Raw genomic sequence first — 24,009 nt, 5'->3', positions numbered from 1 at the left:
AAACTAAAAGCTTCAACCTGACGAAAGGAGGCGATGGAGATGACCTACACACTTGGCTCGTATGCTCCTCCGTCTTCGGTATGGGAGGAGCTTAAGCAGGAGCTGAAATCTGCTGCGCCGGAGCTGGGCATCGATGACATCGGGTTCGCTTCGGCGGAGCCGTTTGCATCGTTGCGGGGAATATTGCAGAACCATCGCGACAAGGGCTATGAATCGGGATTCGAGGAGCCGGATTTGGACAAGCGGGTCACGCCTGCCTTGCCGGGAACAGAACCCGCTTCGCTGATCGCCATCGCGGTGGCGTATCCCTCGAAGATGGAGAATCCGCCGAAATCCGAACCCGGCAAGTACCGGGGGATTATGGCCCGCTCAGCTTGGGGAAGAGACTACCACCATGTGCTTCGGGAGGCGATGAGCCGGCTGGAAGCTTTTATTCGGGAGCGGGTACCGGATGCGGTGCTGGAAAGCATGGTCGACACGGGAGCGCTTGTCGACAGGGCGGTTGCGGAGCGGGCCGGAATCGGCTTTAGCGCCAAGAACTGCGCCATCATCTCTCCCAAGTTCGGGTCGTGGATCTATCTTGGGGAGATGGTCACCAATATTCCGTTTCCGCCGGATCAGCCGGTTACGGAGGGCTGCGGCGAATGCACCAAATGCATCGATGCCTGTCCAACGGGCGCGCTGGTCGGGCCCGGACAGCTGAATGCCCAGCGCTGTGTCTCTTTCTTGACGCAGACCAAAGGGTTCCTTAGCGAAGAGGTGATGCGCAAGATTGGCAACCGTCTGTACGGCTGCGATACTTGTCAAATCGTTTGTCCGAAGAATCGGGGGAAGAACTGGACGCATCATGAGGAGCTTCAGCCTGATCCCGAAAAAGCCAAGCCGCTGCTCCTGCCGATTCTGGATATGAGCAACCGCGAATTCAAGGAAACATTCGGCGATACGGCTGCCGCGTGGAGAGGTCGAAAGCCGATCCAGCGCAATGCCGTCATTGCCCTTGGCAATTTTAAAGACATTTCGGCAGTACCGAAGCTGAGCGAGGTGCTGCTGAAGGATCCGCGCCCTGAGCTGCGGGGAACCGCCGCATGGGCTCTGGGCCGCATTGGAGGCGAAGAAGCGTTGAACAACTTAGAGAAAAGCATGAAAACCGAAGGGGATGCCCAAGTACGGGACATGCTGCAGCAAGCCTTAGCGAAACTTAATGCCGATGCAACATCGGAGAATACACGGATTGAGACGGCTCCTCCGGCTCCGGAGGCAGCGGAAGGACCGGGAACTGCAGGAGCGGCGGCCGGGAAAGCGTCAGGCGGGGAATCAGCCGCCGTGCCGGAGCAGCCGCGGCCTGCGATCCAGGGCGTAGAGCCGATGGCTGTTCCCGAGGGAGGGCCGGAGGTACTGTATTATGACGAGCTCCAATCCCCGATCGGCACGCTGACCGTCTGCGCGACCGAGAAGGGGCTGTGCCTTATCGAATTCGGGAGCTTCTATGTGAAGGAAGCGGTCATTCAGCAGTGGTGCCGCACCTGGTCCGGGAACGGCGGCTATGAGCGGGACGAAGCCCGCCTGGCTCCGGTAACCGATCAGCTGAAGCGATATTTTGCAGGAGAGCTGAAGGAATTCACCCTGCCGCTGGATATGCGGGGAACCTCGTTCCAGCTCCAGGTATGGGAGGCGCTGAAATCCATTCCTTACGGAACCGTATGCTCCTATAAAGATATCGCGGAATCGATCGGACGTCCGAAGGCGGTTCGGGCAGTTGGCGGGGCGAACAACAAAAATCCGGTTCCAATCGTCGTGCCGTGCCACCGCGTCGTCGGAGCGGACGGTGCGCTGATCGGCTACGCCGGCGGACCGGAAATCAAACGGACCTTGCTGGCGATCGAGGGCATTGCATTGGGCCGGTAAGCGCGTCATTCTTCCCGGAATGGCTCGGATGGCCGCCTCGCGCGTATCCGGATTTTTCATTTGCTGTCCTTCATGGGACATGCTATGATAAGTTCGTGTATGTGCCATGAAATGGTAAATATTAGCATGATTAAAGGTGGTCAAGCATGAATATCGTCATTCCGATTGTTACGCTGATCGTGGGTCTGGTTGCGGGCTTCTTTATCGGGGCATTCTATCTGCGTAAGCAGCTGGAGAAGATGCAGAACGATCCGGAAATGCTGCAAAAAATGGCAAAGCAAATGGGCTACAACCTGAACAGCAAGCAGATGCAGCGCGCTCAGCAAATGATGAAAAACCAGCCGATGCCCGGCAAAGGGCAAGGCCGCAAACGCAAAGGTTAATGAATAGGAGGGCCGCCTTCGTTGAGATCCATTCGACGGAGGGGGCGCTTCTATTTAGTGAAGACTGCTAACAGCGGTTATATGTGGCTGTTCATTCGATCGCTTTTCGGGAGCTGCCCGGCAGCGTAAGCATACGGATTGAACAAGCATAAAATACGGATACCGTTTACCTGGTTGTAGGCGGAAAGGGGGATGTACTTGTGGCAGGTGTAAAGGATTATGTTAACGATAAAGTAGTAGAAAACCGGGAGCAGATCGAATACCATATCGAGCAAATTTTGAAGCTGATCGGTGAGGATCCGCAGCGTGAAGGGCTGCTGGAGACACCGGCCCGTGTCACCCGGATGTATGAGGAGATTTTCGCGGGATATTCCGTGGATCCGAAGGATGTACTGGGAGTAACCTTTGATGAGCAGCATGAAGAGCTTGTCATCGTGAAGGATATCGTATATTACAGCCAGTGCGAGCATCATATGGCCCCATTCTTCGGCAAGGTTCATATCGGCTATGTGCCGAGCGGGAAGATCGCGGGACTGAGCAAGCTGGCTCGTCTGGTTGAGGCGGTTACGCGCCGTCTTCAGGTTCAGGAACGCATCACTTCGCAAATCGCGAACATTATTGTAGAGGAGCTTCAACCAAGCGGCGTAATGGTCGTTGTGGAAGGTGAGCATCTGTGCATGTGCGCCCGCGGCGTGAAGAAGCCGGGAAGCAAGACGGTGACCTCTGCCGTACGGGGAACGTTCCAAAGCGATGCTGCCCAGCGTTCGGAATTTCTGTCGCTGATTAAGGAATAAACCAAAGCGTATGGAACAACGGCTGGACCCGTAGAGGGTCCAGCCGTTGTTTTATTTCCACCGTTTAAGAAACCGGAAGGACCAAATGAGGGATGCTCCACTCTTCAAGTACGGCAGATCCATGCTCTCCAGGGATGCCTTGCCTAAAGGTTAATCCGATCATGGTCTGCTACCTGGAGCCATCCACCTGCTTCATATGCTGGACATACCGGACCAGCTCCGCTTTCTGCTGCTCCAGCTCATGAATTCGCCTGGACATCTCACTGAAGAAGAGCTCAATCTGATCCCGCAGCACATTAGCCGATTGTCCCCTCCAATCCGAGAGGCGGGCGTACATCGCCCGCGCTTCCTGCTCATCCTGCCGAAAGAGGGCAAGCAGTCTGGACAGCTCGCGTTCAGCCTGAAGCAAATCATCCAGCTCAAGCAATATTTCCTGACTCATCAACTGATCCCCCCAAGAGACTTATGAATAGGCTGTTATCCGCTGCGATCGGTTTGTTCGAACAGATCCGCCTTGAATTTAATGTACTGGACCATGTCGGTCGTATGCTGTATATGCCACTGGCTCAACGACATAATTGAAACATCCAGCTGCTGTACAATCGGCTGAAGCCGCCTGCTGTGGCTGGAATACATCGTTCTGGCAAGCCGCTGACGAATCCCCTCCAGCTCGCTTTGACTCTCCTGGGCATGAGCCCTCCACGTTTCCGCAACGCTGCGCAGCTCCGCCGGGGTTACCTCGATGGTCCCCGCTCCCGCCGATTGGCCCGCTATTGCGGCTGTCCCCAGAAGGGAGGACATGGAGCCATGCATGCCGGCCATCATTCCGTTCATCATCCCATGAAGCGATTGAAAGAACCCGCTGTCCGAAGGAACTCGGGGGGAATCGACAGGCTTTCCGGTTTCTCCGTCATAGAGCGGATTGGATATGTAGCCGTTCTCGAATTTATAGCGGTCGAGCTGGTGATAATTGGGTCCGCCGAAGGTGTTGCCGATCTTGTCCCACAGGCTGACCCCGTCGTTCGCATCCTTATAGTTGGAGTCGATGTAATAGGTTGATCCGACATGACCCTCATACCCGCCGAAGGTGCCGCTGGCAACGATGTCCCCCGGGTGGGCAAAGTTAATGATCTGGGAATCAAATTCGCCGTTCTCGGCCATTCTCCGGGCTTCCGGCGAAAGGCTCCCGATAACGGACGGGGCACTGAAGGTGACGGCCGGCATGCCGGTGTAGGCAGCCGCATACTGGGCGTTGGCGCCTCCAAGCGAGTGGCCGGTCAACGTGAAATTTAAGTCCGGGTGCCGCTCCTGCATATCCCTGGCATAATCTTCAGCCTGGAACATTTGGTTCGTGCCGAGCACATCGGCTTTTTTCAGAAGGCTTCTGGATTGTTCGCCGATCCAATCGTTCATGCCGGTGATTCCGACAGCGTCCTCGAACTTGGTGATCTGCTCATCGAACGGCCTTTCGATTTCCGCCTTTCGTCCAAGCTCGCCCAGACCGATTCCGATATCGTTCAGGAGGTCAGGACCGGAGGCGGATAGCTCGGCTTCTCCCTCGGTTCCACGGTAAGCAATGACAGCCTCACCGGTCTGACGATTCACGAACGTAACGGCATCAAATCCCGATACGGGATGACTCTTCGTATCCTCCAGCACTTCCCAATTGGGCAGATCCTCGATCTGAGCGCCTTCCTTTAAGTCCTTATAAGCTAACCGTGATAACGTATTATACGTTTCATCATCGACCATGACGCGTCCTCCATAATTGAAGATTACTTTTTCTTGTTGGCTTCAATGACTGCTTTCAGCTCCGGGCTCATCACAAAATTCTTGGTCTCGAACGTCTTGTAATTCACCGAAATATTAAATGTCTGATCCTTATGCCCTTTGACGTAGCCCTCGACATCGATCTCATCAGCAACATAGGAAGGCATCTTCTTCTGGCCGGTGACCTCGATCTCCAGACCGTATTGATCCTTGAAAAATTGAATGGCGGTCTCCTTCGTCTGGGACATGAGCTGATCCTCGCTCGCCGCAACCTCCGGATCGCCGGATTTACCGGATTTCATGCTTTGGCATCCTCCTATCATGAACGTGGCTAAAATAAAACAAATGAACAGGATCTTCCATCCGGAACGCATATTCATCCTCGTTTCATCCCTTCAGTAGACTCTTTGTTCCTCATGCCAAGGTTAAGGCCCAGTAAAATGCTTACTGTATTATCATAGACTGGGAGCCTGCAGCAAACAACCGATTAAATAACCAGAAACATGGTAAGAAAGTCCTGTCGGGCCGGCGCGGCGATACCTATTTTTGACGATCCCGATTAAAAAGAAGGTAGATAAAAGCCCTCCTTAAGCCTCGGTAACGAAGCCAGGAGGGCGGACTCTGAGATCAGTCTTCATTATGGCATGATGGTGGACTGCCATGAAGCGGTTAGGACCGGCTCATCGTTAAAACGGCTGCCATTTCAGCTTGCTTGCATGCTTGAAACGCTCGGCCACTTCGGGCCAATATACGACGTTCCACCAATCCCGGATGTAGTCTTTACGCTTGCTTTGATGCTTCAGGTAATAGGCATGCTCCCACACATCGAGAGCCAGGAGAGGGACCACATCCCACTGGGAGAGGTTCTGATGCTTCTCGGCCTGCAATATTTCCAGGCGATGGCTGCGCGGGCTCCAGACCAGAATGGCCCATCCGCCGCCCTCCACCTTCTCAGCCGCCTCACTAAACTGCCGCTTGAATCGTTCAAAGCTTCCAAAGTCCTTCTTGATCTGCTGCGCAAGCTCTCCATCCGGCATGCCGCCGCCCTTCGGGTTCATGATGCTCCAGAACAGGGTGTGCAGGTAATGCCCAGCCCCGTGGAAGGCGAGCTCGCGCTCCCAATGCTTCACCAGCTCGAAGTCACCGCTCTTGCGTGCGTCCTCAAGCTTTTTCTCGGCTTTGTTCAACCCGTCCACATAGCTTTGATGGTGAACATCGTGATGGACTCGCATCGTCGCCTCATCGATATACGGCTCAAGGGCATTGTACGGGTACGGGAGCGGAGGGAGGCGGTGGCCGCCGATCGGAACCGGCTTGCTGCCCGGAGCCGCCAGGCCTTGGACCGGGGCCTCGGAGGCCGAGGAAGCCGGTGAAGCCGGAGCTTCCCGTCCTTCTTGTTCTTCTCGTTCTTCTCGAGCCTCCCTATTCTCCGGGGGTGAAGGAGGCGTTGCCGCTTCCTCCATGAACCGTTCCAGCGCTCCAGGGGAATTCAAGGTATCCAGAACGCCGAGGAAGTACTCCGATTCCCGGATGATATGAAGCAATACCGTCTCCGCAAGCGGCACGTTTCGGACCGCACGACTGTTATCCTTCATCCCTTCCAGCTGGCGGATGAATTCCCTGGACTGCTCGAAGGAGACGCGCAGCAGATGCTCGACCTGTGCGATGAGCTCGGGCGACGGCGGGCCCGGATGACGGAGAACATATTGCAGCAGCGTGTCGGCAGCTTTTTGCGTATGATCGAATACGACGGCCCATTGGTCCAAAACGTTTACATAGGGCTCCTCAAGCCCCGGAACGATCGCTTTAATAACATCGGTATGCTCCATCTCCTGAAGCTTCCAGAAGGCGATCTCCTCCAGAATACGGGCCGGCAGCTTAGCGCCGTAAATATATAACATCCATTTCCCTCCCCAAATAGCATTCACCATAGTCACTATATTCCGGGCCGAGCTTGTATTATGTAAGGCAATGCAAAAACCCCGCCGCCAGTTTTGGCAGCAGGGCAGAAGGTCATTCACTATATAGCGCAGCGCTTATTGGGCTTGCAGTCCTTCCCGGCCCTCCAGTTTGCCAAGGAAGGTGGAGACCCTGCGAAGGTATTCCTTCGGATGCTCACGGAAAATGAGCTCGTGGTGCGCATCCTTCACAATCCATGAATCGGAATCTTCATGGGTCTGGTTCGCGGCGATTTTTTCGGCGATCGGGTAAGGCGCCTTATCGTCCTTCGTTCCGTGGATGAACAGGATCGGGAACGGATAATCTTGCTTTTTAACCTCATTATAAGGGATTTGATCGAGGCTCGTTCCGTTCAGCACCGGGAAGAGCAGCTCCAGAATCTCCAAGGAAGGATGCCTTGGAAGATCAATCTGGTTGTGAATATTGTGATAAAGCGTATCCGGCTCCAGCAAAAAGGTGCTGTCCAAAATCATCGCGTCAACATCCTTCGTCTCGAGCCCGGCCTGCAATGCGGTGCCCGCGCCCATCGAGAACCCCCAGACGACAATCTGCTTCGCCCCGCGGTGCTTCACATGCTCAATCGCGCCAAGCAGCTGACGCTTCTCCTCCTTACCCCCGGTGGCGACCTCCCGGCTGGTCTGGGATGCAAAGCCGTAGTCGAACATCAGCACATTATAATTCATGCTGTGCGCGTAATGAGCGATATCATACATCGGAACCCAGGTCTCCTCACGATTGGCTCCATATCCATGGCTGAGCACAATCGTCTTCTCGGAATCTTCCGCAGGAATATACCAGCCGTTCATATTTCGTTTGCCGTCAATAGAGTAGAAGGTGACGCTCTCGTAATCCATTTCCTTGGCAAGCTTCGGATTGGAGTAGAGGGGAGCCACCGTCGGATTCGACAGCACCCAGGCAATATAGGCGTGCAGCGCGATAAAGCAGAAGATAAGAAAGAAGACGACGGATAATATTAAAGCTAGCAAAATATGCTTGAACCGTACCAAGCCTGTAGAAAGCTCAGCGTTGGCGTCATTGACTTGGGAGAGTGGGGCATTACGACCAGTTACCATGCTCATGGATGGCCCCTCCTTACCATAGTTTCATTGCGTGAACGTGAAAAAAGCTGATTTTAATAATAATCGTATGTCGGGATGCCTATTATGTCAATGTAAAGCTGGCAAATGGTTTACTTCTGCCGTAATTTTTCATATAATTCTTGTAACCAGGTTTCATGTGATGAAACATGAGAGGAGCAGGTCGGGATGGAAGACCGCAAATTAACCGTACGTGCCGTTGAAAGGGCTCTTGATATATTAATATGCTTTACGAAGAACAGTGAGCTCGCTCTGACCGAGATTTCTTCGCTGATCGGGCTGCATAAGAGCACGGTTCACCGCCTGCTGGCAACGCTGGAAGACAAGGGATTTGTGGTGCGGAATCCGGAGACGGAGAAATACAGGCTGGGTCTGAAAATATGGGAGCTGTCCATGCACTTGTCGCAAAGCGATGACCCGGCCATTCGGCTGCTGCCGGCAATGGAAGCGCTGCGGGATCGCCTCGGCGAAACGGTAAGCCTGTATTTGAGGGACGGAGCGGAGCGTCTGCGCATTCAGGCCGTGCAGAGCAACCAGGCCATCCGGCGGGTCGCCCAGGTAGGCGTGAGACTGCCGCTGTCCGTCGGCGCTTCCAGCAAAGTCCTGGTGGCGTTTGCGCCGCCGGAGGATCAGGAGGAGCTGCTGAACGCACCGGATTGGCCTGAGTCGGTAGACCGGGAAACGTACCGGAAGCAGCTGGCCGAAATATTGCAGAAGGGCTATGCGATCAGTATCGAGGAGCGCGAGCCGGGAGCGGCGGCGGTATCGGTGCCGATCTTCGACCGTTACGGCAAGGCGGCAGCGGCGCTGTCGATGTCGGGTCCGGTCACCCGCTTGTCAGCCGAGAAGCTGCGCGAGTATGCGCCGGTGCTGAAGGAAGCGGCGCGGGAAATGGGTATGATGATGTGATGGCTGTGCCGGTAAGCCTAGGCCTACGCTTATCGTTTAAGGTTTATGGCACGAAGCTTTTGTCCCGAGTGTGATATAGGACAGGGGAAAAGTACGGCTTGTACGCCAAATAAGGAGATGAACCGGACAATACATCCGGAGCATCTCCTTTTTTTAGTTTCAAGCGATGGATATTCAAAGAGTGATATCTGGCCTGAGATCAACGTTTCGCTTGGCGCCCTTTTGACGCTTCATTCATTTTCTGATTCAGGATCTCCTGAAAGGAAGCCGTCTTGTCATTCGTTCCAGCTTTGGGCGCGACTATCGGCTGCGGGCGTTGATATTGATATTGGAACGGGGTCATCGAATGGATTTTGATCATCGGTACAAACCTCCTGGATCCCGCGCGGATCCGCATTGTTTGTACCCATTAACCTTTCCGGCAGTAATTGAAACGAAGTTTCCAATAAACAGGAATATGGTACTGCAAATATGAAAATCCCCATCTTCCGAGTCCGGAAGATGGGGATTTATTCCTGAGACTTAAGTGCCTATAGAGAGCGTGTGTTACTGGTTCGATGCGATCATTTGACGAAGCACCGTTTGGAGGATACCGCCGTTATGGTAGTAGTCCACGTCAACCATGCTGTCAAGACGGGCGACTACCGGGAACTCGAACTTGGTGCCGTCTTCGCGAGTAGCGACAACGGTCAATTCCTGACCCGGCTTCACATCATTGCTAAGGCCGATAATATCGAACGTCTCACGCCCGTTCAGACCAAGGCTCTTCCAGCCGTGTCCCTCTTGGAACTGGAGCGGAAGCACGCCCATGCCCACAAGGTTAGAGCGGTGAATCCGTTCGAAGCTTTCAGCCAGAACGGCTTTGACGCCGAGGAGGTAGGTACCTTTAGCCGCCCAGTCGCGGGAGCTTCCCGTACCGTATTCCTTGCCTGCGATAACGATCAGGTTCTGACCGCCGGCTTGATAGTTCATCGAAGCGTCATAGATGGACATGACTTCGTCCGTAGGCAGGTACGTGGTCACGCCGCCCTCGGTACCCGGAGCTACCTGGTTGCGGATGCGGATGTTGGCGAACGTTCCGCGCATCATGACTTCATGGTTACCGCGGCGGGAGCCGTAGGAGTTGAAGTCTTTGCGCTCAACGCCACGCTCGCTCAGGTATTTGCCTGCCGGGCTGTTCGTTGCAATGTTGCCCGCCGGCGAAATATGGTCCGTCGTAACGGAGTCGCCCAGGAGAGCAAGCACGCGCGCTTCCTTGATGTCCTGAATGTCGCTCAGGCCGTTGCCCAGACCTTCGAAGAACGGCGGATTTTGAATGTACGTCGATTGATCGTCCCACTCATACAGCTCGCCTTCCGGAACAGGGATCTTGTTCCAGCGCTCGTTGGCTGTAAATACGTTCTCGTATTTCTTGCGGAAAGCATCCGCGCTGACGGACAGGCCGATCGCTTCGCGAATTTCGGCGCTCGTTGGCCAGATGTCCTTCAAATACACCGGCTCGTTGTTTGGATCGTAGCCGATCGGATCGTTCTGAAGGTCGATATTAACCGTTCCTGCAAGCGCGTAAGCCACGACGAGCGGCGGAGAAGCCAGGTAGTTGGCTTTGACCTGAGCGTGCACGCGGCCTTCGAAGTTCCGGTTACCGGACAGTACGGCCGCAACCGTCATGTCATTGTCGGCGATCGCTTCGCTGACTTCGTCAGGCAACGGACCGGAGTTACCGATACAAGTTGCGCAGCCGTAGCCCGCTACATAGAAGCCAAGGGACTCCAAGTAGTGCAGGAGGCCGGCCTTCTCCAGATAGTCGGTTACGACCAGGGAGCCCGGAGTCAAGCTGCTCTTCACATAGCCCGGCTTCTTGAGGCCGCGTTCCACGGCTTTCTTCGCCAGCAGGCCTGCGCCGAGCATAACGCTTGGGTTGGAGGTGTTCGTGCAGCTTGTGATAGCCGCGATAACAACCGCCCCGGTTCCCATTTCGCTAGTGGAGCCGTCTTTATGCTTGACGGTTACGGTCTGCTCGATCTTCTCGTCGCTGAGGCCGTATCCGCCCTTGTCGATCGGCGTGCGGATAATATCGTTGAAGTTCTGCTTCATCGCAGTCAGCTCGATGCGGTCTTGCGGACGCTTCGGACCGGCAAGGCTCGGCACGACGGAAGCGAGGTCGAGCTCGATCACGTCGGAGAACTCAGGATCCGGCGTATCGGCCGTACGGAACATGTTCTGCGCTTTGTAGTAGCTCTCAACGAGTGCAACCTGCTCATCGGTCCGACCGGTGTTGCGGAGGTACGCAAGCGTCTCGTCGTCAACAGGGAAGAAGCCGATGGTTGCGCCGTATTCCGGAGCCATGTTAGCTACGGTTGCACGGTCAGCCAAGCTGATGTTGGCAAGGCCAGGGCCGTAGAATTCCACGAATTTGCCGACAACGCCTTTTTTACGGAGGAGCTCGGTTACGGTAAGGGCAAGGTCGGTTGCCGTTGCGCCTTCAGCCAGGCTGCCCGTCAATTTGAAGCCGATAACCTCAGGCGTTACGAAATAGAGCGGCTGGCCGAGCATGCCGGCTTCCGCCTCGATGCCGCCGACGCCCCAGCCTACGACGCCAAGACCGTTGATCATGGTCGTATGGGAGTCGGTGCCGACGAGGGAATCCGGGAATACGAGCGTTTCGCCGTCTACCGTCTTCGTGGCTGCCACGGAAGCAAGGTATTCCAGGTTAACCTGGTGAACGATACCGGTTCCAGGAGGAACCGCACGGAAGTTATTGAACGCGGTTTGAGCCCAGCGAAGGAAGCGATAGCGCTCTTCGTTGCGCTCGAACTCGACTTTCATGTTATATTCAAGGGCTTGATCCGTACCGAAAGCATCAACCATTACGGAGTGGTCGATAACGAGGTCGACCGGTACGAGCGGGTTGATCTGCTTCGGATCTCCGCCGGATTTCTTTACGGTGTCGCGCATGGCTGCAAGATCCACGACAACCGGTACGCCGGTGAAATCCTGCAATACGATGCGTGCAGGGATGAACGGAATTTCCTTGTTGTTGTCACGTCCTTCGTTCCACTTGGACAACAGCTTTACATGATCTTCTGTAATGGCGCGTCCGTCGAATTGGCGAACGGCGGCCTCAAGCAGCACACGAATCGAGAACGGAAGCTTGGACACGCTGCCGTATCCCTGCTCTTCGAGCGCCTGCAGGCTGAAATAACGATAGCTTTTACCGCCCACCTCGAGGTTGCGCGAGATGGAGAATTGATCCTTTACTGGCATACCTGAACCTCCTTGAGTCATTTCTGAGTTCAACCGTCAGTTGTTTCATTAGATGAAACCCAATTTCATAAATCACACACTCTAAGTATAACGATTTCAAGCCGCTACGTAAAGCATTTTTTATAGAAGAAAAGGATTTCAAAACGGTGAGATTCCGCCTGTTTTCAGCATGCCGGCAAGCATCTGCCGAAGCGGTTAGGCCGGGCTGTTCTTGGAGCGGGTTCATAGCCCGCCGCCTTGCCTCATATAGTTGTGATAGGGAACCGTGCGTTAGGCCAGGTTAGAGGAGGAGAGAGGTATGAGCAGTTTGCAGCAAGCGGAGAAGCCTTGGAAGCAAGCCTTATATATTTATGTCAATCAATACAACCAAAACCGGGTTGACTATTCTTCAGGCCTCAAAGAGCAAATTGTAGCGGATTTGAATTACTTGGTAGAGAGAGGCGAGAGGCAGTTCAGGCTCCAGGCGTGGTACGAAGAACGTGAGGTTGTGCCGCTTAAGAGCGAGACCCGGGCCCGGCTTCAGCGCATCCTAAGGGAGACTGAGGATGACGTCGTTGCCGATGTGAGGCTCAGCAGCGTCTTTTATTATGAAAAAAGAGGGATGACGCATCGGGAGGATATCGTTACGCGCGAGCGCCTTACCTTGATCCGCGACGGCGACGCCTGGCTGATCGTCGGGATCGAGCGGCTGGAGGACGAACGCCATCCACAGCAGGCCGGGATTCTGGATGCCGATTCGTCCGCGGCCGGCCGCGAGCCATCGCTTCCGTTCATGAACGGCCGTGTATATGCGGCGGGAATGAGCCCGAGATCGGGCAGGTATGACCGGGAGGCAGCCGCAGCTTATGCGGACCGCTGGTGGGATTCCGGAAATCCGGAGTTCGCCGAATTCGATGTGGATTGCACGAATTATATATCCCAGTGCCTCTTTGCAGGCAAAGCCCCAATCCACTATACTGGTAAAAGAGAATCGGGATGGTGGTACAAGGGATATGTGGGCGGCCGAGAATGGTGGAGCTACAGCTGGGCGGTTTCGAACAGCTTCGCGAATTACTTGTACGCCAGCACGACGGGTCTGCGGGGCGAATTGGTCGAACGGCCGGAGCAGCTGATGCTCGGCGATGTGATCGTGTACGACTGGGACGGCGACGGCGCCTTCCAGCACAGCACAATCGTCACGGCGTTTGATGCAGGCGGCATGCCGCTGGTGAATGCCCATACGGTGTCCAGTCGTCACCGGTACTGGGACTATCGCGATTCGTATGCGTGGAATGAGAAGACCAAGTACCGGTTCTATCATATCCCCGATTATTTTTAAGGCGTGCGCGCATCATGCTGCAAAACGTACAAGAGAGAGGTTATTCATGGGACAGGATAAATTAACGGTCGGCTTGGTATACGGAGGGAAATCGGGAGAGCATGAGGTGTCGCTGTCGACAGCCTTCGCCGTCATGAACGCTTTTGATTTCGACAAGTATGATATCATGCCATTTTATATTTCGAAGCAGGGAGCATGGCGGATCGGCACGAAGCTGACGGCGCCGTTCTCCGATCAGGAGGAGCTCAAGCTCGCCGAGGGAGAAGGCACCCGTACCGCTCTGAATGCGGTGTTCAGCAGACTGTACGGCAGTGAAGAGCCGGTAGTCGACATCATGTTTCCGCTGCTGCACGGAACGTTCGGTGAGGACGGAACGATTCAGGGCCTGTTCGAAATGGCGGATATTCCTTATGTCGGAACCGGGGTGCTTGCCTCTGCTGCAGGCATGGATAAAGTCGTCATGAAAAAGCTGTTCGCCCAGGCGGGACTGCCGCAGTGCGAATACTGCAGCTTCACCAGATCCCAGTGGGAGCGACATGAGCATGAGCTGCTTCAAGGGATCGAGGACAAACTGGGCTTCCCGAGCTTCGTCAAGCCGGCCAATCTGGGCTCCAGCGTCGGCATATCCAAAGCGAAGGACCGGGAGCAGCTGAAAGCCGCGATTGAAACCGCGCTTCGCTTCGACAACAAGATCATTGTTGAAGAATTCGTGGATGCCCGTGAGGTGGAGGTCAGCGTGCTCGGCAACGATGAGCCGATGGCGTCGGTCCCGGGTGAAATCGTCTCTTCGAGTGAATACTATGACTATGCGGCAAAATATATCAGCGGACAGTCCAAGATGCAGATCCCTGCCGATATCGATCCGGATACGGCCGACCGCCTGCGCGAGCTGGCCATATCGGCATTCAAGGCGATCGAGGGCAGCGGCATTACCCGTGCGGACTTCTTCCTGCGCCGGTCGGACGGCGCGATTCTGATCAATGAGGTCAATACGATGCCGGGCTTTACGCCGTTCAGCATGTATCCGCTCTTGTGGCGGGAGACGGGCATGTCGTACCGCGAGCTGCTTGACCGGATGATCGAGCTCGGTCTGGAGCGTTACAACCGCAAGCAGGCGCTGATTTACGAGAATCAGGCCTAAGGCCTACAATCGGATAGGAATAGCCAGGGGGAGTCCGCGAACAACAGATCACGGCTCCCCTTGAGTCTAATATTTAAGCAGGAAAGGAAGAGATCTTATGGGATTTCAAACCGAGTTTAACTCCGTCTGCAAATTTAAGAGCGAGCAGGAGCTATACGAGCTGCTGGAATACGGACGAGGCAAGATGCTGAAGGACGGGCTTCGGGTGTTTCCGACCGGACAGAAGGTAATTGCCTACACGCCGGATAACCGGGCGGTGGCCATCGTGCTGATTACGGCATGCGTATCCGAGATCAATTTCCAAGGACGCGAGGTCACTTCCGTCGAGCTGCAGCTGATCCGCAAGCTGACGGATGAGGAATCCCGCGTCCAGACGGCGCTGGCTCACGAAATGTTCTTTGGGGAGCATGCATGATCGTAAGATTCGGTTATGTAGCCATGTCCACGGTCGTTCAGAATGCTTCTCCCTCCAAGACCATGACGATGAAGAGTTTTCTGAAGCTGAATGACCGCGAGGCTGCCTTACATAAGCTGGAGCGGATCGCGAATGAAAATCTTCATAATACGCTTCGCCTGCTGAAGCACAATGCAGCGCATGATATTATGGTGTACCGCTTTTCCTCCAAGCTGATCCCGCTGGCAACCCATAACGATATGCAGGACTGGGATCCCTTCCCTGCCTTGCAGGAGGGCTTTCGGGCGATCGGAGACTATGTGAAAAAGCACGGCATGAGGGTGTCCTTTCACCCGGACCATTTTACGGTGCTCAGTACGCCCCGGCCGGAGGTGCTGGCTAATTCCATACGGGATCTAAACGCCCATGTCGGTATGCTTGAAGCGATGGGGCTGCCGGCGGCGATGAAAAACAACATCCATATCGGAGGCGCTTATGGGGACAAGCCATCGGCCGCCTCCCGGTTCATCGAGCACTTCCATGATCTTGACCAGCGTATCAAGGAGCGTCTGACGCTGGAGAACGACGATAAGACCTTTACGGCACAGGAGACGCTGTCGGTATCCAAAGCGACGGGGGTTCCGATGGTCCTCGACATTCATCACCAATGGGTGAATAATGACGGCGAAGCGCCATGGGAGCTGTGGCCCGACATTCTTCGCACCTGGGAGACCCCGCTCGCCCAGGCCGGTTCGGATCCTGCGCAGCCGCTGCCTCCGAAGATCCATGTGTCCAGTCCGAAAAGCCCGGCGGACATCCGCAGCCATGCCGATGGGGTGGATGTGGTGCCGCTGCTGGCCTTTCTACGGAACATTGCGGAACAGACGCCGCGAGTGGACGTCATGATCGAGGCAAAGATGAAGGACGGCGCTCTGTTCGGGCTTATGAAGGAGCTGGCGGATTACAAGAATGAGGGCGTCACCATCTTGAACGGGGCCTCTGTAGAGATCCGTCCATAGAACGCGCGGAGGGTCCTCTTGCATCCGGAGGGATTTTAAGGTACGGTGAAAGCGGAAGACAAGGATGATTCCCACGACATACACGCAGAAAGTTCGTTCTCGCCAGGCATTCACTGCTCCGCAAGGAACGGACTTTTGTTGAAATAGGCGAAATTTTGAGAAACGCTGCCCGCTCCTGTTTCGTAATACCGGAATAGGATAAAGGGATGTGAACAATCAATAGATTGATATAGAAAGTAGAGTGAGCGCTTTGAACGAGAATGACAAGACTCCTTATGTAGTCAGCAGTAAGAGTTACACTGCCGTTGCGATTAATTGTGCCGCGAAGGCGGGGGAGTGGATTAAGAGCAAACTCGGGTCCGTGAAACAGCTGAGCACCAAAACATCGCCTCAGGATATTGTCACGGAGGTGGACAAAGGTGCCGAGCAGATGATCCGGAAGCTGATCCTCACTCACTTCCCGGACCATGCCATTCTGGGAGAGGAAGGGGTTGAGCCTGGGGCCGAGGCTGCCGCACGGGCGCTGCAGGCGGCCCAGGAGGAAGAGTATCTCTGGATTATCGACCCGGTTGACGGGACGACGAATTATGTCCATGGTTTTCCGTTCTATTCCGTCTCCATCGCGCTAGCCCACCGCGGCGAAGTGATCGTCGGGGTCATTTACGATCCTTCGCGGGACGAGTTATTTGTGGCCGAGAAGGGCAAAGGGGCTTATGTTCACGGCAATCCGACGTATGTATCCAAGGAGAGCCAGCTGTCGGAGAGCTTGCTTGCGACCGGATTCCCGATTGACAGCAAGGTTAATTTGCCGCTGAACATGGCCGAGCTCCACGCCCTCTTGCCGAAGGTGCGCAATATAAGGGCCGGGGGCTCCGCCGCTCTTCATCTGGCGTATGTTGCCGCCGGACGCTTAAGCGGATACTGGGAGCACGGGCTGAGCGCCTGGGATATCGCCGCAGGGGCCCTGCTGGTTCAGGAATCCGGCGGAGCGGTGACGGACACCGACGGCCGTCCGTTCGATCTGTCCGTACGGAATATAGCGGCGACCAACGGCTTGATCCACCAAGGCTTGCTGGATACGCTCAAGGAAGCGGGCGAGGGCTCCGTTCGTTAAGACTGACTTGGCTTAGGCAATATGCAGAAGATCAGGTGGAAATGACGAAGAGCCGGATAAGATACCGGCAGTTGAGGGTAATGTAAGATAGAAGTATCAAGATGGCAGCGTCTACAACAGCTTGTTAAAGGAGTTATGCGTGAGATGAATGAGAAATCAGATCAGGATTTGGAACGCCGGCTTAGCGAGATGTTGATTGAAGGCGAGATGGAGAGGAAGGACCGGGAGCAGGAAGAGCGCCGTCAGGTGTCTCCGAAATACGAGATCCGGATTCAGACGCAGCTCGATCCCATCGTCGAAGAAACACTGAAATACCGGAGCATCGCGAAGGAAATCGATAGCCGTTACGACAAATACATGGAGCAGGCAGGCAAAAGCAACGAGCCGAAGGCCGAGCTGGAGAAGGGCCGCAAGGAGCAAGGGGATGCGTCCTCTTAATGAATGGAGTGAGGCTCTGCCCGGTTAGCGGCCGCCTGCACGGCAAGCAACTGCATAAGCATTACAGGAATGGACAGCGCGTTTAAGGAGGCTGTCCATTTTCTTTTTTTTATAAATTAGCCCGTTGTGATTATGCGAAACTTCGGAGGGCGTTAAAGCATATACATGTTCTCCAGGAGCGAAATGCAGATAAAGGCTCAAGGGTATGAATGATGAATAGGAGGCTTGATGATGCGAGGGCTGCGGATGTTTCATATCGCGGGTGCCGTATCGGGCATCGGCTCCATGTTGTTGTGGTGCATCCTTATATTCTTCAATCCGTATACGGATACGGTGAATGCCGATGCGGCGCGGAACACCTTTATTATGCTCTTCCTTCCCGGGACGGTCGCACTCATTTCGCTGTTCGGACCGCGGAAAACGTTCATGCTGATCGCCTTCTTGTGGTCGCTGCTGCCTAGTCTGTATTTGGCTGGGACGCCAGGCATATTTGCATTGTTCGGCGTGACGTCCGCTGGTTATTTGGTGGCCTATTTGCTCATGAGGGGAACAGGTAAGGATCGTTCTGCTAGGGAGGGCTTTATACCCAATCGAGGACGCAGGTGGTAAAATAAGGAGGTCGTCGAATAAATATAGGGAGAGTGAAGGCATGTTCAAACAATGGAAGAAGAGGCTGGCAGCGGTAACCGGATTTCTGATGCTGGCCGTAACGCTGCTAGGCCCGGGTGCAGCTACGGTGGTTGCCGATGAGGGCAGCGTTAAGGAGGATCATACATACCGCATTGTAACGCTGGGAGACTCCCTAACGGTCGGTTATGAGCCGGGGGTGGACTTGAATAAGCTGTATGGCTTCGTCGACCGCTTATATGAACAGGGACTTTTCTACGGAAGAACCGAAGTGACGAACCTGGGGATAGCCGGCTTGAAGACGGATGGACTTGATCATTACATCCAGGCTATCGCGGATGGACGTTCTCTCACAGCCGAGGAGCTGCAGGCCGGTCTGGCGGACCCGCGCGCGAAGCAAATCGGAGCGGATGCACCCAAAGCGAAAGCCGCAATCGCCGAAGCGGACCTGATTACCATCACCATCGGCGGCAATGATATGATGAGTCTGGTCGGCACGATTGATAAGCTGAGCGAGGAGCAGCTCGCAGCCAAGCTGCAGGAGCTCTTTGCGCAGTACACCGAGAACGTCACCGCCGTCATCGGCAATCTGCGGCTTATGAATCCGGATGCGACCATCGTTATCGCGGACCAATATAATCCGATTCCTAAACTGGCGGGCGAGGCTGCTTACGCGAAGCTGCTGGAAGCGGCCGGCCATTTCACCAAGCTCGTGGAGGACATCGCTGCCGGCTTCGCGGACCAAGGCGCGGATATCAAGGTAGCGCAAGTAGCCGAAGCCTTCGTGGGATCCGAGATTACGATGACGCATATCCTCAAGGATGATATCCATCCGAACCAATACGGGTACGAGACGATGGCAACCGTATTCGCGAAGACGATCTGGGGCAGCTATAAACAGCCGCCGGTGCAGGAGCAGGGTCAGCCGATGCGTATCGTCGTCAAAGGACAGGAGCTCAATACACCTTATAAGCCGATTCTGCGCGACAATCTGAACTACGTGGCGATTCAGGATATCGTCAATGCGGTGGGGGCGACGAGCAAGTGGGAGAACAAAACCTCCAGCGCCACCATCACATACGGCGATAAAACGGTTGTAGTTACGATCGGCAAGAAGTTCGTAAAAGTGAACGGCACGAACGTTCCGATCGACACGCCTGCTTTTCTGCATAAGGTAGGCAAGGAAGACAAGACCTACGTCCCGCTTGCCGTTATTGCATCGGGTCTTGGCTTTGATGTTCAGTACAGCGCCAAACAGCGTGCCGCATTCATTAACCTATAACTACATCTGATTTATGATTGGTTGGAATCATAACTGCGAAGCCAAAGAGAGACGCCGAACCGGCGTCTCACTTTGGCCTTTTTCATATTCTTGATGATCGCGGTTGTCTCCGCCTGGGCCGGCTTCGAGCACGGCGCCTGCTTCATGTCCCGATGCCCGGGCCGCCGCGTTTTTTTCTCTATATCTATATAGGTGTAGTTCGTACGGTGCTTCCTGAAGGGAGGAGCTGGATTAGTATAACGATTCGCTTAAGCAGCGCCTATGATTTTAAGGTGACGAGTAACATATATACGCTGTCTGCTTACTTGGAAGCCGCCTTCGGAATGATCGTTTCGGCGATGCGGATCAGTTCTTCGGCCGGGACATCTCCCTCCATGGAGCTGAGCGTATACATGTAGCGGTGTCCGGTACTTGGATCCTCATAAGCCCAGTCCAGCTGCGCCGTGCTTCCGTCGTTCCATGTTTTTTGCAGCACGTCCTGTCCGTTGATCTTGATCTTCCGGTTGATCATATCCGTACTTTCGTCCCAATAGGAGGTCACGCTGCCGTGGTCCCCGTTATTCAGAATGGTCAGGGACACCTCCTTGTTACCGCTGGTGTAATAGACGGTTGATAACCAGAAGTTGTCCGTAAACTGTATCGGCATCAGGGCGTAATCCTTGCCCGAGGCTTTGGCCTTCGCCAGCAGCTTCTTCGCGATGTCGGCTTTTTCCTGCTCGGTCAGCGGCTTTGCGTCAGTCTCGCGCTCCATGTGCACGCTGGCGTTTTTGAACGAATATTTGTCTGAACCGGAGAGCTCCCTGGCCAGCGGCACGCCCGGCACGTTCACCATGCTTGTCAGCTTGTCAAAATCCTTGACGGCGTGCGGGGTGGATTTGATATCGATGACGTGGTTCGGATTATTCGGGACAATATAAATGGCGGCGGCTTCGCCCGGCTTGATCTGCTCATCCCAGACGATGTTCATCAGATGGATGCGATCCAGTTCCTCTTTGGAATAGTCCTTAAGCGGAGGAGCCTCTGCGTTTGATTTCTCCTCATAGACGACTTCTCCCTTGCCGTTGGTTAAAGCGTGGTACTTGACTGCCGCGAAGCCGGTCGACGCGGTGAGCAGCATGCCGGTGATGAAGAGAATGCTTACTTTGTTTTTCATGAAAAATCGCTCCTTTTGAATGGATTCTTCCCGAATTTGGTGCATAACGCGTTTCTGGAGGGCTGTCCCGGGCGGCTCAACCCTTTGAAAGAGTGGTTTCAGGTCTTTGTCGCTGTCCATGCTCATTCGTCTCCTCCCCCTCTGCCATAGCGTAAAATTTGCGGAACTTGGCGGCGGCCCGCTCGAACTTTTTCCTGAGATAGATCGTGCCTTGCTGCAAAATAAGACTGATCTCATGATAGCTCTTATCCTCGACGCAGCGCAGGATGAGCAGGCTCCGTTCCTCGGCGGTCAGCCTGGCCAGCGCCCGGAGCACGGACGGATTGTAATATTTGTGCTCGATGACCTGATCGACATGCCGGTTATCCTGGTCCTTCTGGTAGAGAAAAGGGAGGTACCGGTACAGCTTTCGCTTCCGCAGCAGATCGATGCATTGGTTGGAGGCGATGCGGTACAGCCAGGCCTCGAAGGGCTTGTCCGCTTCATATTTGGACAAATGGCGGTACGCCTTCAAGAAAACCTCCTGCGTGCAATCCTCGGCTTCGGCATAATCGCCAAGCATGTGGTAGCAGTAATTGAAGATGGCATTGTTGCAGCGGTTCATGATCAGCTCATACTGGTCGATCTCTCCCTTCAAAACATCAGCAACAATCTGATGGAATGCTGGTTCATCCAAGTGGTTTCACCCCTTTACAATCTGTATTACGTACGGGCAGGGCGCGAATGTGACAAAACGGACTCTCCCAAACTTTTATTTGGCAGAAGAACGGATTGATCCATATCGGGCCGAGGCAGGCTGAGCATAGGTCTCAAGAGCCATCAAGTAAACAGCAGTATGCAAAATAAAAGAGAGACGCCGTGACTGGCGTCTCTCTTTACTGCTTCGCATTCGACTTATGGAGCGGGGAAACGGTCTTCCCGGTCTTCCCTGGCGTGGAGGACTGCTGCCTGATCCGATGAACGGAATGAAGAGCAGAGCAGCTCCTACGCTGATTTTAATAGATTTCCTTAGCGTCCCGCGGCAGCTGGCGGACATGGTGCAGGAAGCCGGTAACGCGCTCGTCCTGTCCCATGTCATACGTGTAGCCGAGCTGTTCGCCGACGTGCAGCGCCGTCTTGCGGAAAAGTGCGCCGGCGGCGAAGAGGGCGTCCCAGACCTGGTCATAGGTTCCCCCCGGGTAGGTGTCCATCAGCTGGCTCCAGCTGTCCTCCGGCAAGTATCGCTTCAAATACTTGGCATTCTTGCCGACGCTAAGCGAGAAGCCGGTCTGGATTCCCGCCTGCCATTCCAGCATTTTGATCAGCATCGGCCGAACGAAATTGTTCAGGTGATCCTGGGCATACAGAATTTCCTCTCTCCACAATCCCTTGGCAACATAAGTGGTCACCCACCAGAATTCGTTGCTGCAGTCCGCAAAGAATTCGGCAGACGGACGTTTGACGCGGTAATCCTCATCCGTCGGCTCCGGAATTGCGGGAAACGTCCCGTCTTTGTCCAATAGGACCTTGATCAGCTTGTCGTGCTGGCTGTAGGATTCCTTTTCCTCGATGGGAATCAGGGTCATATCGATCCGGTTCCCGTCCGTAAACAGCATTAGATAGGAGAACCAGTTCCCCAGATCGGGAGGGAACATCGCCATAGCTTCGGGCATTTGCAATATGATCCGTTCCCCGAAGACGTCTATCCAGCCCGGATCTTGAATGAAGCTGTCCATGTCGGTGACATGGAAGCTGATATCGTAGTCCTGAAATACATCCTTTGGCACATTAGGGTTCGTTCTTGAGCCTTCCAGGGTCACGGCGCGAACACGCTCATCACGCTTAGCCACGCCCAGAATTAAATCCATCATTTCTTGCTCGCTTCTCACGTCTTTCCCGCCTTTCGTTTTCATTGGATTGGGTCAAAATAATATGAACCGTTCAGGCAGGAGGTCCGCGGATGCGAACCGTTGAAGCAGGATACGACGCAGCATGTTATAACTTGTTCAGCAGCTTCTTCATATTCCGGTTCTCCTTTCCAGAATTTAAGTCAAACGAAATATCAACGTCATTAACCTTTCATGGCTTGAAATGATGCTTCTGCGGCTTCCAGCGTTGCATCGATGTCCGCTTCCGTATGGGCAGTCGTCATAAACCATGCTTCGTATTTTGAAGGGGCCAGATTAATGCCGCGGTCCAGCATATGACGGAAGAAGGAAGCGAAGGCCTCGCCGTCCGTATCCTGGGCTTCATCATAGTTAGTCACCGGATGATCGCAGAAATGGGTGGAGAAGGAGCCGCGAATCCGGTTGATCGTGAGAGGAATTCCGTGGCGGTCCGCCGAGCACTTCAGCCCTTCGGTCAGCTTGATCGTCAGACGTTCCATTTCCTCGTACACGCCTTCGCCTTGCAGCACTTCCAAGCAGGCGATCCCTGCAGCGATGGACGCCGGGTTGCCGGCCATCGTTCCTGCTTGATATGCAGGTCCGAGCGGGGCAACCTGCTCCATAACGTGCTTCCGGCCACCGTAAGCGCCGATCGGAAGACCGCCGCCGATGATTTTGCCGAGAGCGGTCAGATCCGGCTGAATGGCTTCGTGATTCGCCAGACCCGCGTATGTCTGGGAAGAGCCATAGTGGAAGCGGAAGGCGCTGATGACCTCGTCATAGATGACGAGCGAGCCGTTATCATGAGCCATCTTGCACAATCCTTCCAGGAAGCCGGGCTTTGGCATCACCATGCCGAAATTGCCGACAATCGGCTCGACCATCACCGCAGCCACGTCATCGCCCCAGCGCTCCAAGGCTTCACGCAGGCTGTCAAGGTCGTTAAACGGAACCGTTATGACCTCGTGGGCAATGCTTGTTGGAATTCCGGCGCTGTCCGGAATGCCGAGGGTGGACGGTCCGGAACCTGCGGCGACAAGCACGAGGTCGGAGTGACCGTGGTAGCAGCCGGCGAATTTGATGATTTTATTGCGCTTCGTATATGCGCGAGCAACGCGGATCGTCGTCATGACGGCTTCGGTGCCGGAATTGACGAAGCGCACCTTGTCCAAGGAAGGGATGGCATCCTTCAGCATTTTGGCAAGCTTGATTTCAAGCTCGGTCGGCGTTCCGTACAGCGTGCCGTTCTGGGCTGCCGCCGTAATGGCTGCCGTAATATGCGGATGGGCATGGCCGGTAATAATCGGTCCGTAGGCCGCCAGGTAATCGATGTAACGATTGCCGTCCTCATCCCAGAAATAGGCGCCGCTGGCGCGTTTCATGAAGACGGGGGCGCCGCCGCCGACCGCTTTGAACGAGCGGGAGGGGCTGTTGACACCGCCGACAATATGCTGAAGTGCTTCCTGGTATAAGGCTTCGGAACGGGTTCTGGATGTGTTCATCGTGTACAAACTTCCTTTCTTCATGAAGCAGGACAGGCCGCCAAGATCCCAAGCTGCCTGTCCTGCATGCTGTAT

The 24,009-nt window shown here is 54.8% G+C and carries 23 protein-coding genes; 12 read left to right on the top strand and 11 right to left on the bottom strand.

Going from position 1 to position 24,009, the window contains the following annotated elements; genetic code table 11:
- Nucleotides 1-39: 39 nt before the first annotated feature.
- From queG to folE, 3 genes are all read left to right on the top strand, one after another.
- On the top strand, nucleotides 40-1,905 hold the full coding sequence (gene queG / locus BBD41_RS10685; protein ID WP_099477573.1) for a tRNA epoxyqueuosine(34) reductase QueG: 1,866 nt from the start codon (nucleotides 40-42) through the stop codon (nucleotides 1,903-1,905).
- A gap of 146 nt (nucleotides 1,906-2,051) precedes the next feature.
- On the top strand, nucleotides 2,052-2,288 hold the full coding sequence (locus BBD41_RS10680) for a YneF family protein (RefSeq protein ID WP_007133057.1): 237 nt from the start codon (nucleotides 2,052-2,054) through the stop codon (nucleotides 2,286-2,288).
- A 200-nt stretch (nucleotides 2,289-2,488) separates the two neighbouring features.
- Complete coding sequence (gene folE, locus BBD41_RS10675; protein ID WP_007133056.1) at nucleotides 2,489-3,082, top strand: GTP cyclohydrolase I FolE; 594 nt, start codon at nucleotides 2,489-2,491, stop codon at nucleotides 3,080-3,082.
- A 169-nt stretch (nucleotides 3,083-3,251) separates the two neighbouring features.
- On the opposite strand, the gene BBD41_RS10670 is transcribed toward folE, so the two are convergent.
- The 5 genes from BBD41_RS10670 to BBD41_RS10650 form a co-directional block, all read right to left on the bottom strand.
- Nucleotides 3,252-3,524 carry a hypothetical protein gene (locus tag BBD41_RS10670; protein ID WP_077569809.1) on the bottom strand — a complete coding sequence of 91 codons (273 nt, stop codon included), beginning with the start codon at nucleotides 3,522-3,524 and terminating at the stop codon, nucleotides 3,252-3,254.
- Nucleotides 3,525-3,559: 35 nt separating this feature from the next.
- Entirely contained in the window at nucleotides 3,560-4,834 is a 1,275-nt protein-coding gene (locus BBD41_RS10665; protein ID WP_099477572.1) for a Tle-like phospholipase domain-containing protein, read from the bottom strand.
- Nucleotides 4,835-4,857: 23 nt separating this feature from the next.
- Nucleotides 4,858-5,154 carry a hypothetical protein gene (locus BBD41_RS10660; RefSeq protein ID WP_099477571.1) on the bottom strand — a complete coding sequence of 99 codons (297 nt, stop codon included), beginning with the start codon at nucleotides 5,152-5,154 and terminating at the stop codon, nucleotides 4,858-4,860.
- A 384-nt stretch (nucleotides 5,155-5,538) separates the two neighbouring features.
- Nucleotides 5,539-6,753: a Fe-Mn family superoxide dismutase gene (locus BBD41_RS10655; protein ID WP_099477570.1), complete on the bottom strand. Its 1,215-nt coding sequence runs from the start codon at nucleotides 6,751-6,753 to the stop codon at nucleotides 5,539-5,541.
- Between the two features lie 135 nt (nucleotides 6,754-6,888).
- Nucleotides 6,889-7,890 (bottom strand): alpha/beta hydrolase, encoded by a 1,002-nt coding sequence (locus tag BBD41_RS10650; RefSeq protein ID WP_099477569.1) that lies wholly within the window; start codon nucleotides 7,888-7,890, stop codon nucleotides 6,889-6,891.
- 186 nt (nucleotides 7,891-8,076) lie between these two features.
- On the opposite strand from BBD41_RS10650, the gene BBD41_RS10645 reads away from it, so the two are divergent.
- Nucleotides 8,077-8,817: an IclR family transcriptional regulator gene (locus tag BBD41_RS10645; RefSeq protein ID WP_007133050.1), complete on the top strand. Its 741-nt coding sequence runs from the start codon at nucleotides 8,077-8,079 to the stop codon at nucleotides 8,815-8,817.
- Between the two features lie 199 nt (nucleotides 8,818-9,016).
- On the opposite strand, the gene BBD41_RS29990 is transcribed toward BBD41_RS10645, so the two are convergent.
- Both BBD41_RS29990 and acnA read right to left on the bottom strand, forming a co-directional pair.
- Nucleotides 9,017-9,178: a hypothetical protein gene (locus BBD41_RS29990; protein ID WP_167392969.1), complete on the bottom strand. Its 162-nt coding sequence runs from the start codon at nucleotides 9,176-9,178 to the stop codon at nucleotides 9,017-9,019.
- A gap of 185 nt (nucleotides 9,179-9,363) precedes the next feature.
- Complete coding sequence (gene acnA, locus BBD41_RS10640) at nucleotides 9,364-12,081, bottom strand: aconitate hydratase AcnA (RefSeq protein WP_099477568.1); 2,718 nt, start codon at nucleotides 12,079-12,081, stop codon at nucleotides 9,364-9,366.
- 298 nt (nucleotides 12,082-12,379) lie between these two features.
- On the opposite strand from acnA, the gene BBD41_RS10635 reads away from it, so the two are divergent.
- The 8 genes from BBD41_RS10635 to BBD41_RS10600 all read left to right on the top strand — a co-directional run bounded on the left by BBD41_RS10635 (nucleotide 12,380) and on the right by BBD41_RS10600 (nucleotide 19,414).
- Entirely contained in the window at nucleotides 12,380-13,399 is a 1,020-nt protein-coding gene (locus BBD41_RS10635; RefSeq protein ID WP_077569802.1) for an amidase domain-containing protein, read from the top strand.
- A 46-nt stretch (nucleotides 13,400-13,445) separates the two neighbouring features.
- Nucleotides 13,446-14,540 carry a D-alanine--D-alanine ligase gene (locus BBD41_RS10630; protein WP_077569801.1) on the top strand — a complete coding sequence of 365 codons (1,095 nt, stop codon included), beginning with the start codon at nucleotides 13,446-13,448 and terminating at the stop codon, nucleotides 14,538-14,540.
- A gap of 97 nt (nucleotides 14,541-14,637) precedes the next feature.
- Complete coding sequence (locus tag BBD41_RS10625; protein WP_077569800.1) at nucleotides 14,638-14,955, top strand: hypothetical protein; 318 nt, start codon at nucleotides 14,638-14,640, stop codon at nucleotides 14,953-14,955.
- The gene (uvsE, locus tag BBD41_RS10620) at nucleotides 14,952-15,953 is read left to right on the top strand and encodes a UV DNA damage repair endonuclease UvsE (protein ID WP_099477567.1); all 1,002 of its coding nucleotides are present in this window, start codon (nucleotides 14,952-14,954) and stop codon (nucleotides 15,951-15,953) included. The genes BBD41_RS10625 and uvsE overlap by 4 nt, the downstream gene beginning before the upstream one ends.
- Before the next feature lie 250 nt (nucleotides 15,954-16,203).
- Nucleotides 16,204-17,067 (top strand): inositol monophosphatase family protein, encoded by an 864-nt coding sequence (locus BBD41_RS10615; RefSeq protein WP_099477566.1) that lies wholly within the window; start codon nucleotides 16,204-16,206, stop codon nucleotides 17,065-17,067.
- 144 nt (nucleotides 17,068-17,211) lie between these two features.
- Nucleotides 17,212-17,505: a hypothetical protein gene (locus BBD41_RS10610; RefSeq protein WP_099477565.1), complete on the top strand. Its 294-nt coding sequence runs from the start codon at nucleotides 17,212-17,214 to the stop codon at nucleotides 17,503-17,505.
- Between the two features lie 228 nt (nucleotides 17,506-17,733).
- The gene (locus BBD41_RS10605) at nucleotides 17,734-18,114 is read left to right on the top strand and encodes a hypothetical protein (protein ID WP_237087054.1); all 381 of its coding nucleotides are present in this window, start codon (nucleotides 17,734-17,736) and stop codon (nucleotides 18,112-18,114) included.
- A gap of 40 nt (nucleotides 18,115-18,154) precedes the next feature.
- Entirely contained in the window at nucleotides 18,155-19,414 is a 1,260-nt protein-coding gene (locus tag BBD41_RS10600; RefSeq protein WP_099477564.1) for an SGNH/GDSL hydrolase family protein, read from the top strand.
- Nucleotides 19,415-19,715: 301 nt separating this feature from the next.
- On the opposite strand, the gene BBD41_RS10595 is transcribed toward BBD41_RS10600, so the two are convergent.
- The 4 genes from BBD41_RS10595 to BBD41_RS10580 form a co-directional block, all read right to left on the bottom strand.
- Entirely contained in the window at nucleotides 19,716-20,567 is an 852-nt protein-coding gene (locus BBD41_RS10595; RefSeq protein WP_237087053.1) for a DUF4367 domain-containing protein, read from the bottom strand.
- 76 nt (nucleotides 20,568-20,643) lie between these two features.
- The gene (locus tag BBD41_RS10590; protein ID WP_099477562.1) at nucleotides 20,644-21,243 is read right to left on the bottom strand and encodes an RNA polymerase sigma factor; all 600 of its coding nucleotides are present in this window, start codon (nucleotides 21,241-21,243) and stop codon (nucleotides 20,644-20,646) included.
- A gap of 319 nt (nucleotides 21,244-21,562) precedes the next feature.
- The gene (locus BBD41_RS10585; protein WP_099477561.1) at nucleotides 21,563-22,435 is read right to left on the bottom strand and encodes an aminoglycoside 6-adenylyltransferase; all 873 of its coding nucleotides are present in this window, start codon (nucleotides 22,433-22,435) and stop codon (nucleotides 21,563-21,565) included.
- Between the two features lie 182 nt (nucleotides 22,436-22,617).
- Nucleotides 22,618-23,934 carry a glutamate-1-semialdehyde 2,1-aminomutase gene (locus tag BBD41_RS10580; protein ID WP_099477560.1) on the bottom strand — a complete coding sequence of 439 codons (1,317 nt, stop codon included), beginning with the start codon at nucleotides 23,932-23,934 and terminating at the stop codon, nucleotides 22,618-22,620.
- Nucleotides 23,935-24,009: the final 75 nt, after the last annotated feature.

Source organism: Paenibacillus ihbetae (assembly GCF_002741055.1).
GTDB lineage: Bacteria > Bacillota > Bacilli > Paenibacillales > Paenibacillaceae > Paenibacillus_AQ > Paenibacillus_AQ ihbetae.
Note: the sequence above shows the minus strand (reverse complement) of the source record. Positions and strands in the feature narration are given on the sequence as shown.

What these genes read in the sequence shown, in the direction of transcription:
- queG (WP_099477573.1), top strand. Translation starts at nt 40, where the DNA reads ATGACCTACACACTTGGCTCGTATGCTCCTCCGTCTTCGGTATGGGAG.
- BBD41_RS10680 (WP_007133057.1), top strand. Translation starts at nt 2,052, where the DNA reads ATGAATATCGTCATTCCGATTGTTACGCTGATCGTGGGTCTGGTTGCG.
- BBD41_RS10670 (WP_077569809.1), bottom strand. Translation starts at nt 3,524, where the DNA reads ATGAGTCAGGAAATATTGCTTGAGCTGGATGATTTGCTTCAGGCTGAA.
- BBD41_RS10665 (WP_099477572.1), bottom strand. Translation starts at nt 4,834, where the DNA reads ATGGTCGATGATGAAACGTATAATACGTTATCACGGTTAGCTTATAAG.
- BBD41_RS10660 (WP_099477571.1), bottom strand. Translation starts at nt 5,154, where the DNA reads ATGAAATCCGGTAAATCCGGCGATCCGGAGGTTGCGGCGAGCGAGGAT.
- BBD41_RS10655 (WP_099477570.1), bottom strand. Translation starts at nt 6,753, where the DNA reads ATGTTATATATTTACGGCGCTAAGCTGCCGGCCCGTATTCTGGAGGAG.
- BBD41_RS10650 (WP_099477569.1), bottom strand. Translation starts at nt 7,890, where the DNA reads ATGAGCATGGTAACTGGTCGTAATGCCCCACTCTCCCAAGTCAATGAC.
- BBD41_RS10645 (WP_007133050.1), top strand. Translation starts at nt 8,077, where the DNA reads ATGGAAGACCGCAAATTAACCGTACGTGCCGTTGAAAGGGCTCTTGAT.
- BBD41_RS29990 (WP_167392969.1), bottom strand. Translation starts at nt 9,178, where the DNA reads ATGATCAAAATCCATTCGATGACCCCGTTCCAATATCAATATCAACGC.
- acnA (WP_099477568.1), bottom strand. Translation starts at nt 12,081, where the DNA reads ATGCCAGTAAAGGATCAATTCTCCATCTCGCGCAACCTCGAGGTGGGC.
- BBD41_RS10635 (WP_077569802.1), top strand. Translation starts at nt 12,380, where the DNA reads ATGAGCAGTTTGCAGCAAGCGGAGAAGCCTTGGAAGCAAGCCTTATAT.
- BBD41_RS10630 (WP_077569801.1), top strand. Translation starts at nt 13,446, where the DNA reads ATGGGACAGGATAAATTAACGGTCGGCTTGGTATACGGAGGGAAATCG.
- BBD41_RS10625 (WP_077569800.1), top strand. Translation starts at nt 14,638, where the DNA reads ATGGGATTTCAAACCGAGTTTAACTCCGTCTGCAAATTTAAGAGCGAG.
- uvsE (WP_099477567.1), top strand. Translation starts at nt 14,952, where the DNA reads ATGATCGTAAGATTCGGTTATGTAGCCATGTCCACGGTCGTTCAGAAT.
- BBD41_RS10610 (WP_099477565.1), top strand. Translation starts at nt 17,212, where the DNA reads ATGAATGAGAAATCAGATCAGGATTTGGAACGCCGGCTTAGCGAGATG.
- BBD41_RS10605 (WP_237087054.1), top strand. Translation starts at nt 17,734, where the DNA reads ATGATGCGAGGGCTGCGGATGTTTCATATCGCGGGTGCCGTATCGGGC.
- BBD41_RS10600 (WP_099477564.1), top strand. Translation starts at nt 18,155, where the DNA reads ATGTTCAAACAATGGAAGAAGAGGCTGGCAGCGGTAACCGGATTTCTG.
- BBD41_RS10595 (WP_237087053.1), bottom strand. Translation starts at nt 20,567, where the DNA reads ATGAAAAACAAAGTAAGCATTCTCTTCATCACCGGCATGCTGCTCACC.
- BBD41_RS10580 (WP_099477560.1), bottom strand. Translation starts at nt 23,934, where the DNA reads ATGAACACATCCAGAACCCGTTCCGAAGCCTTATACCAGGAAGCACTT.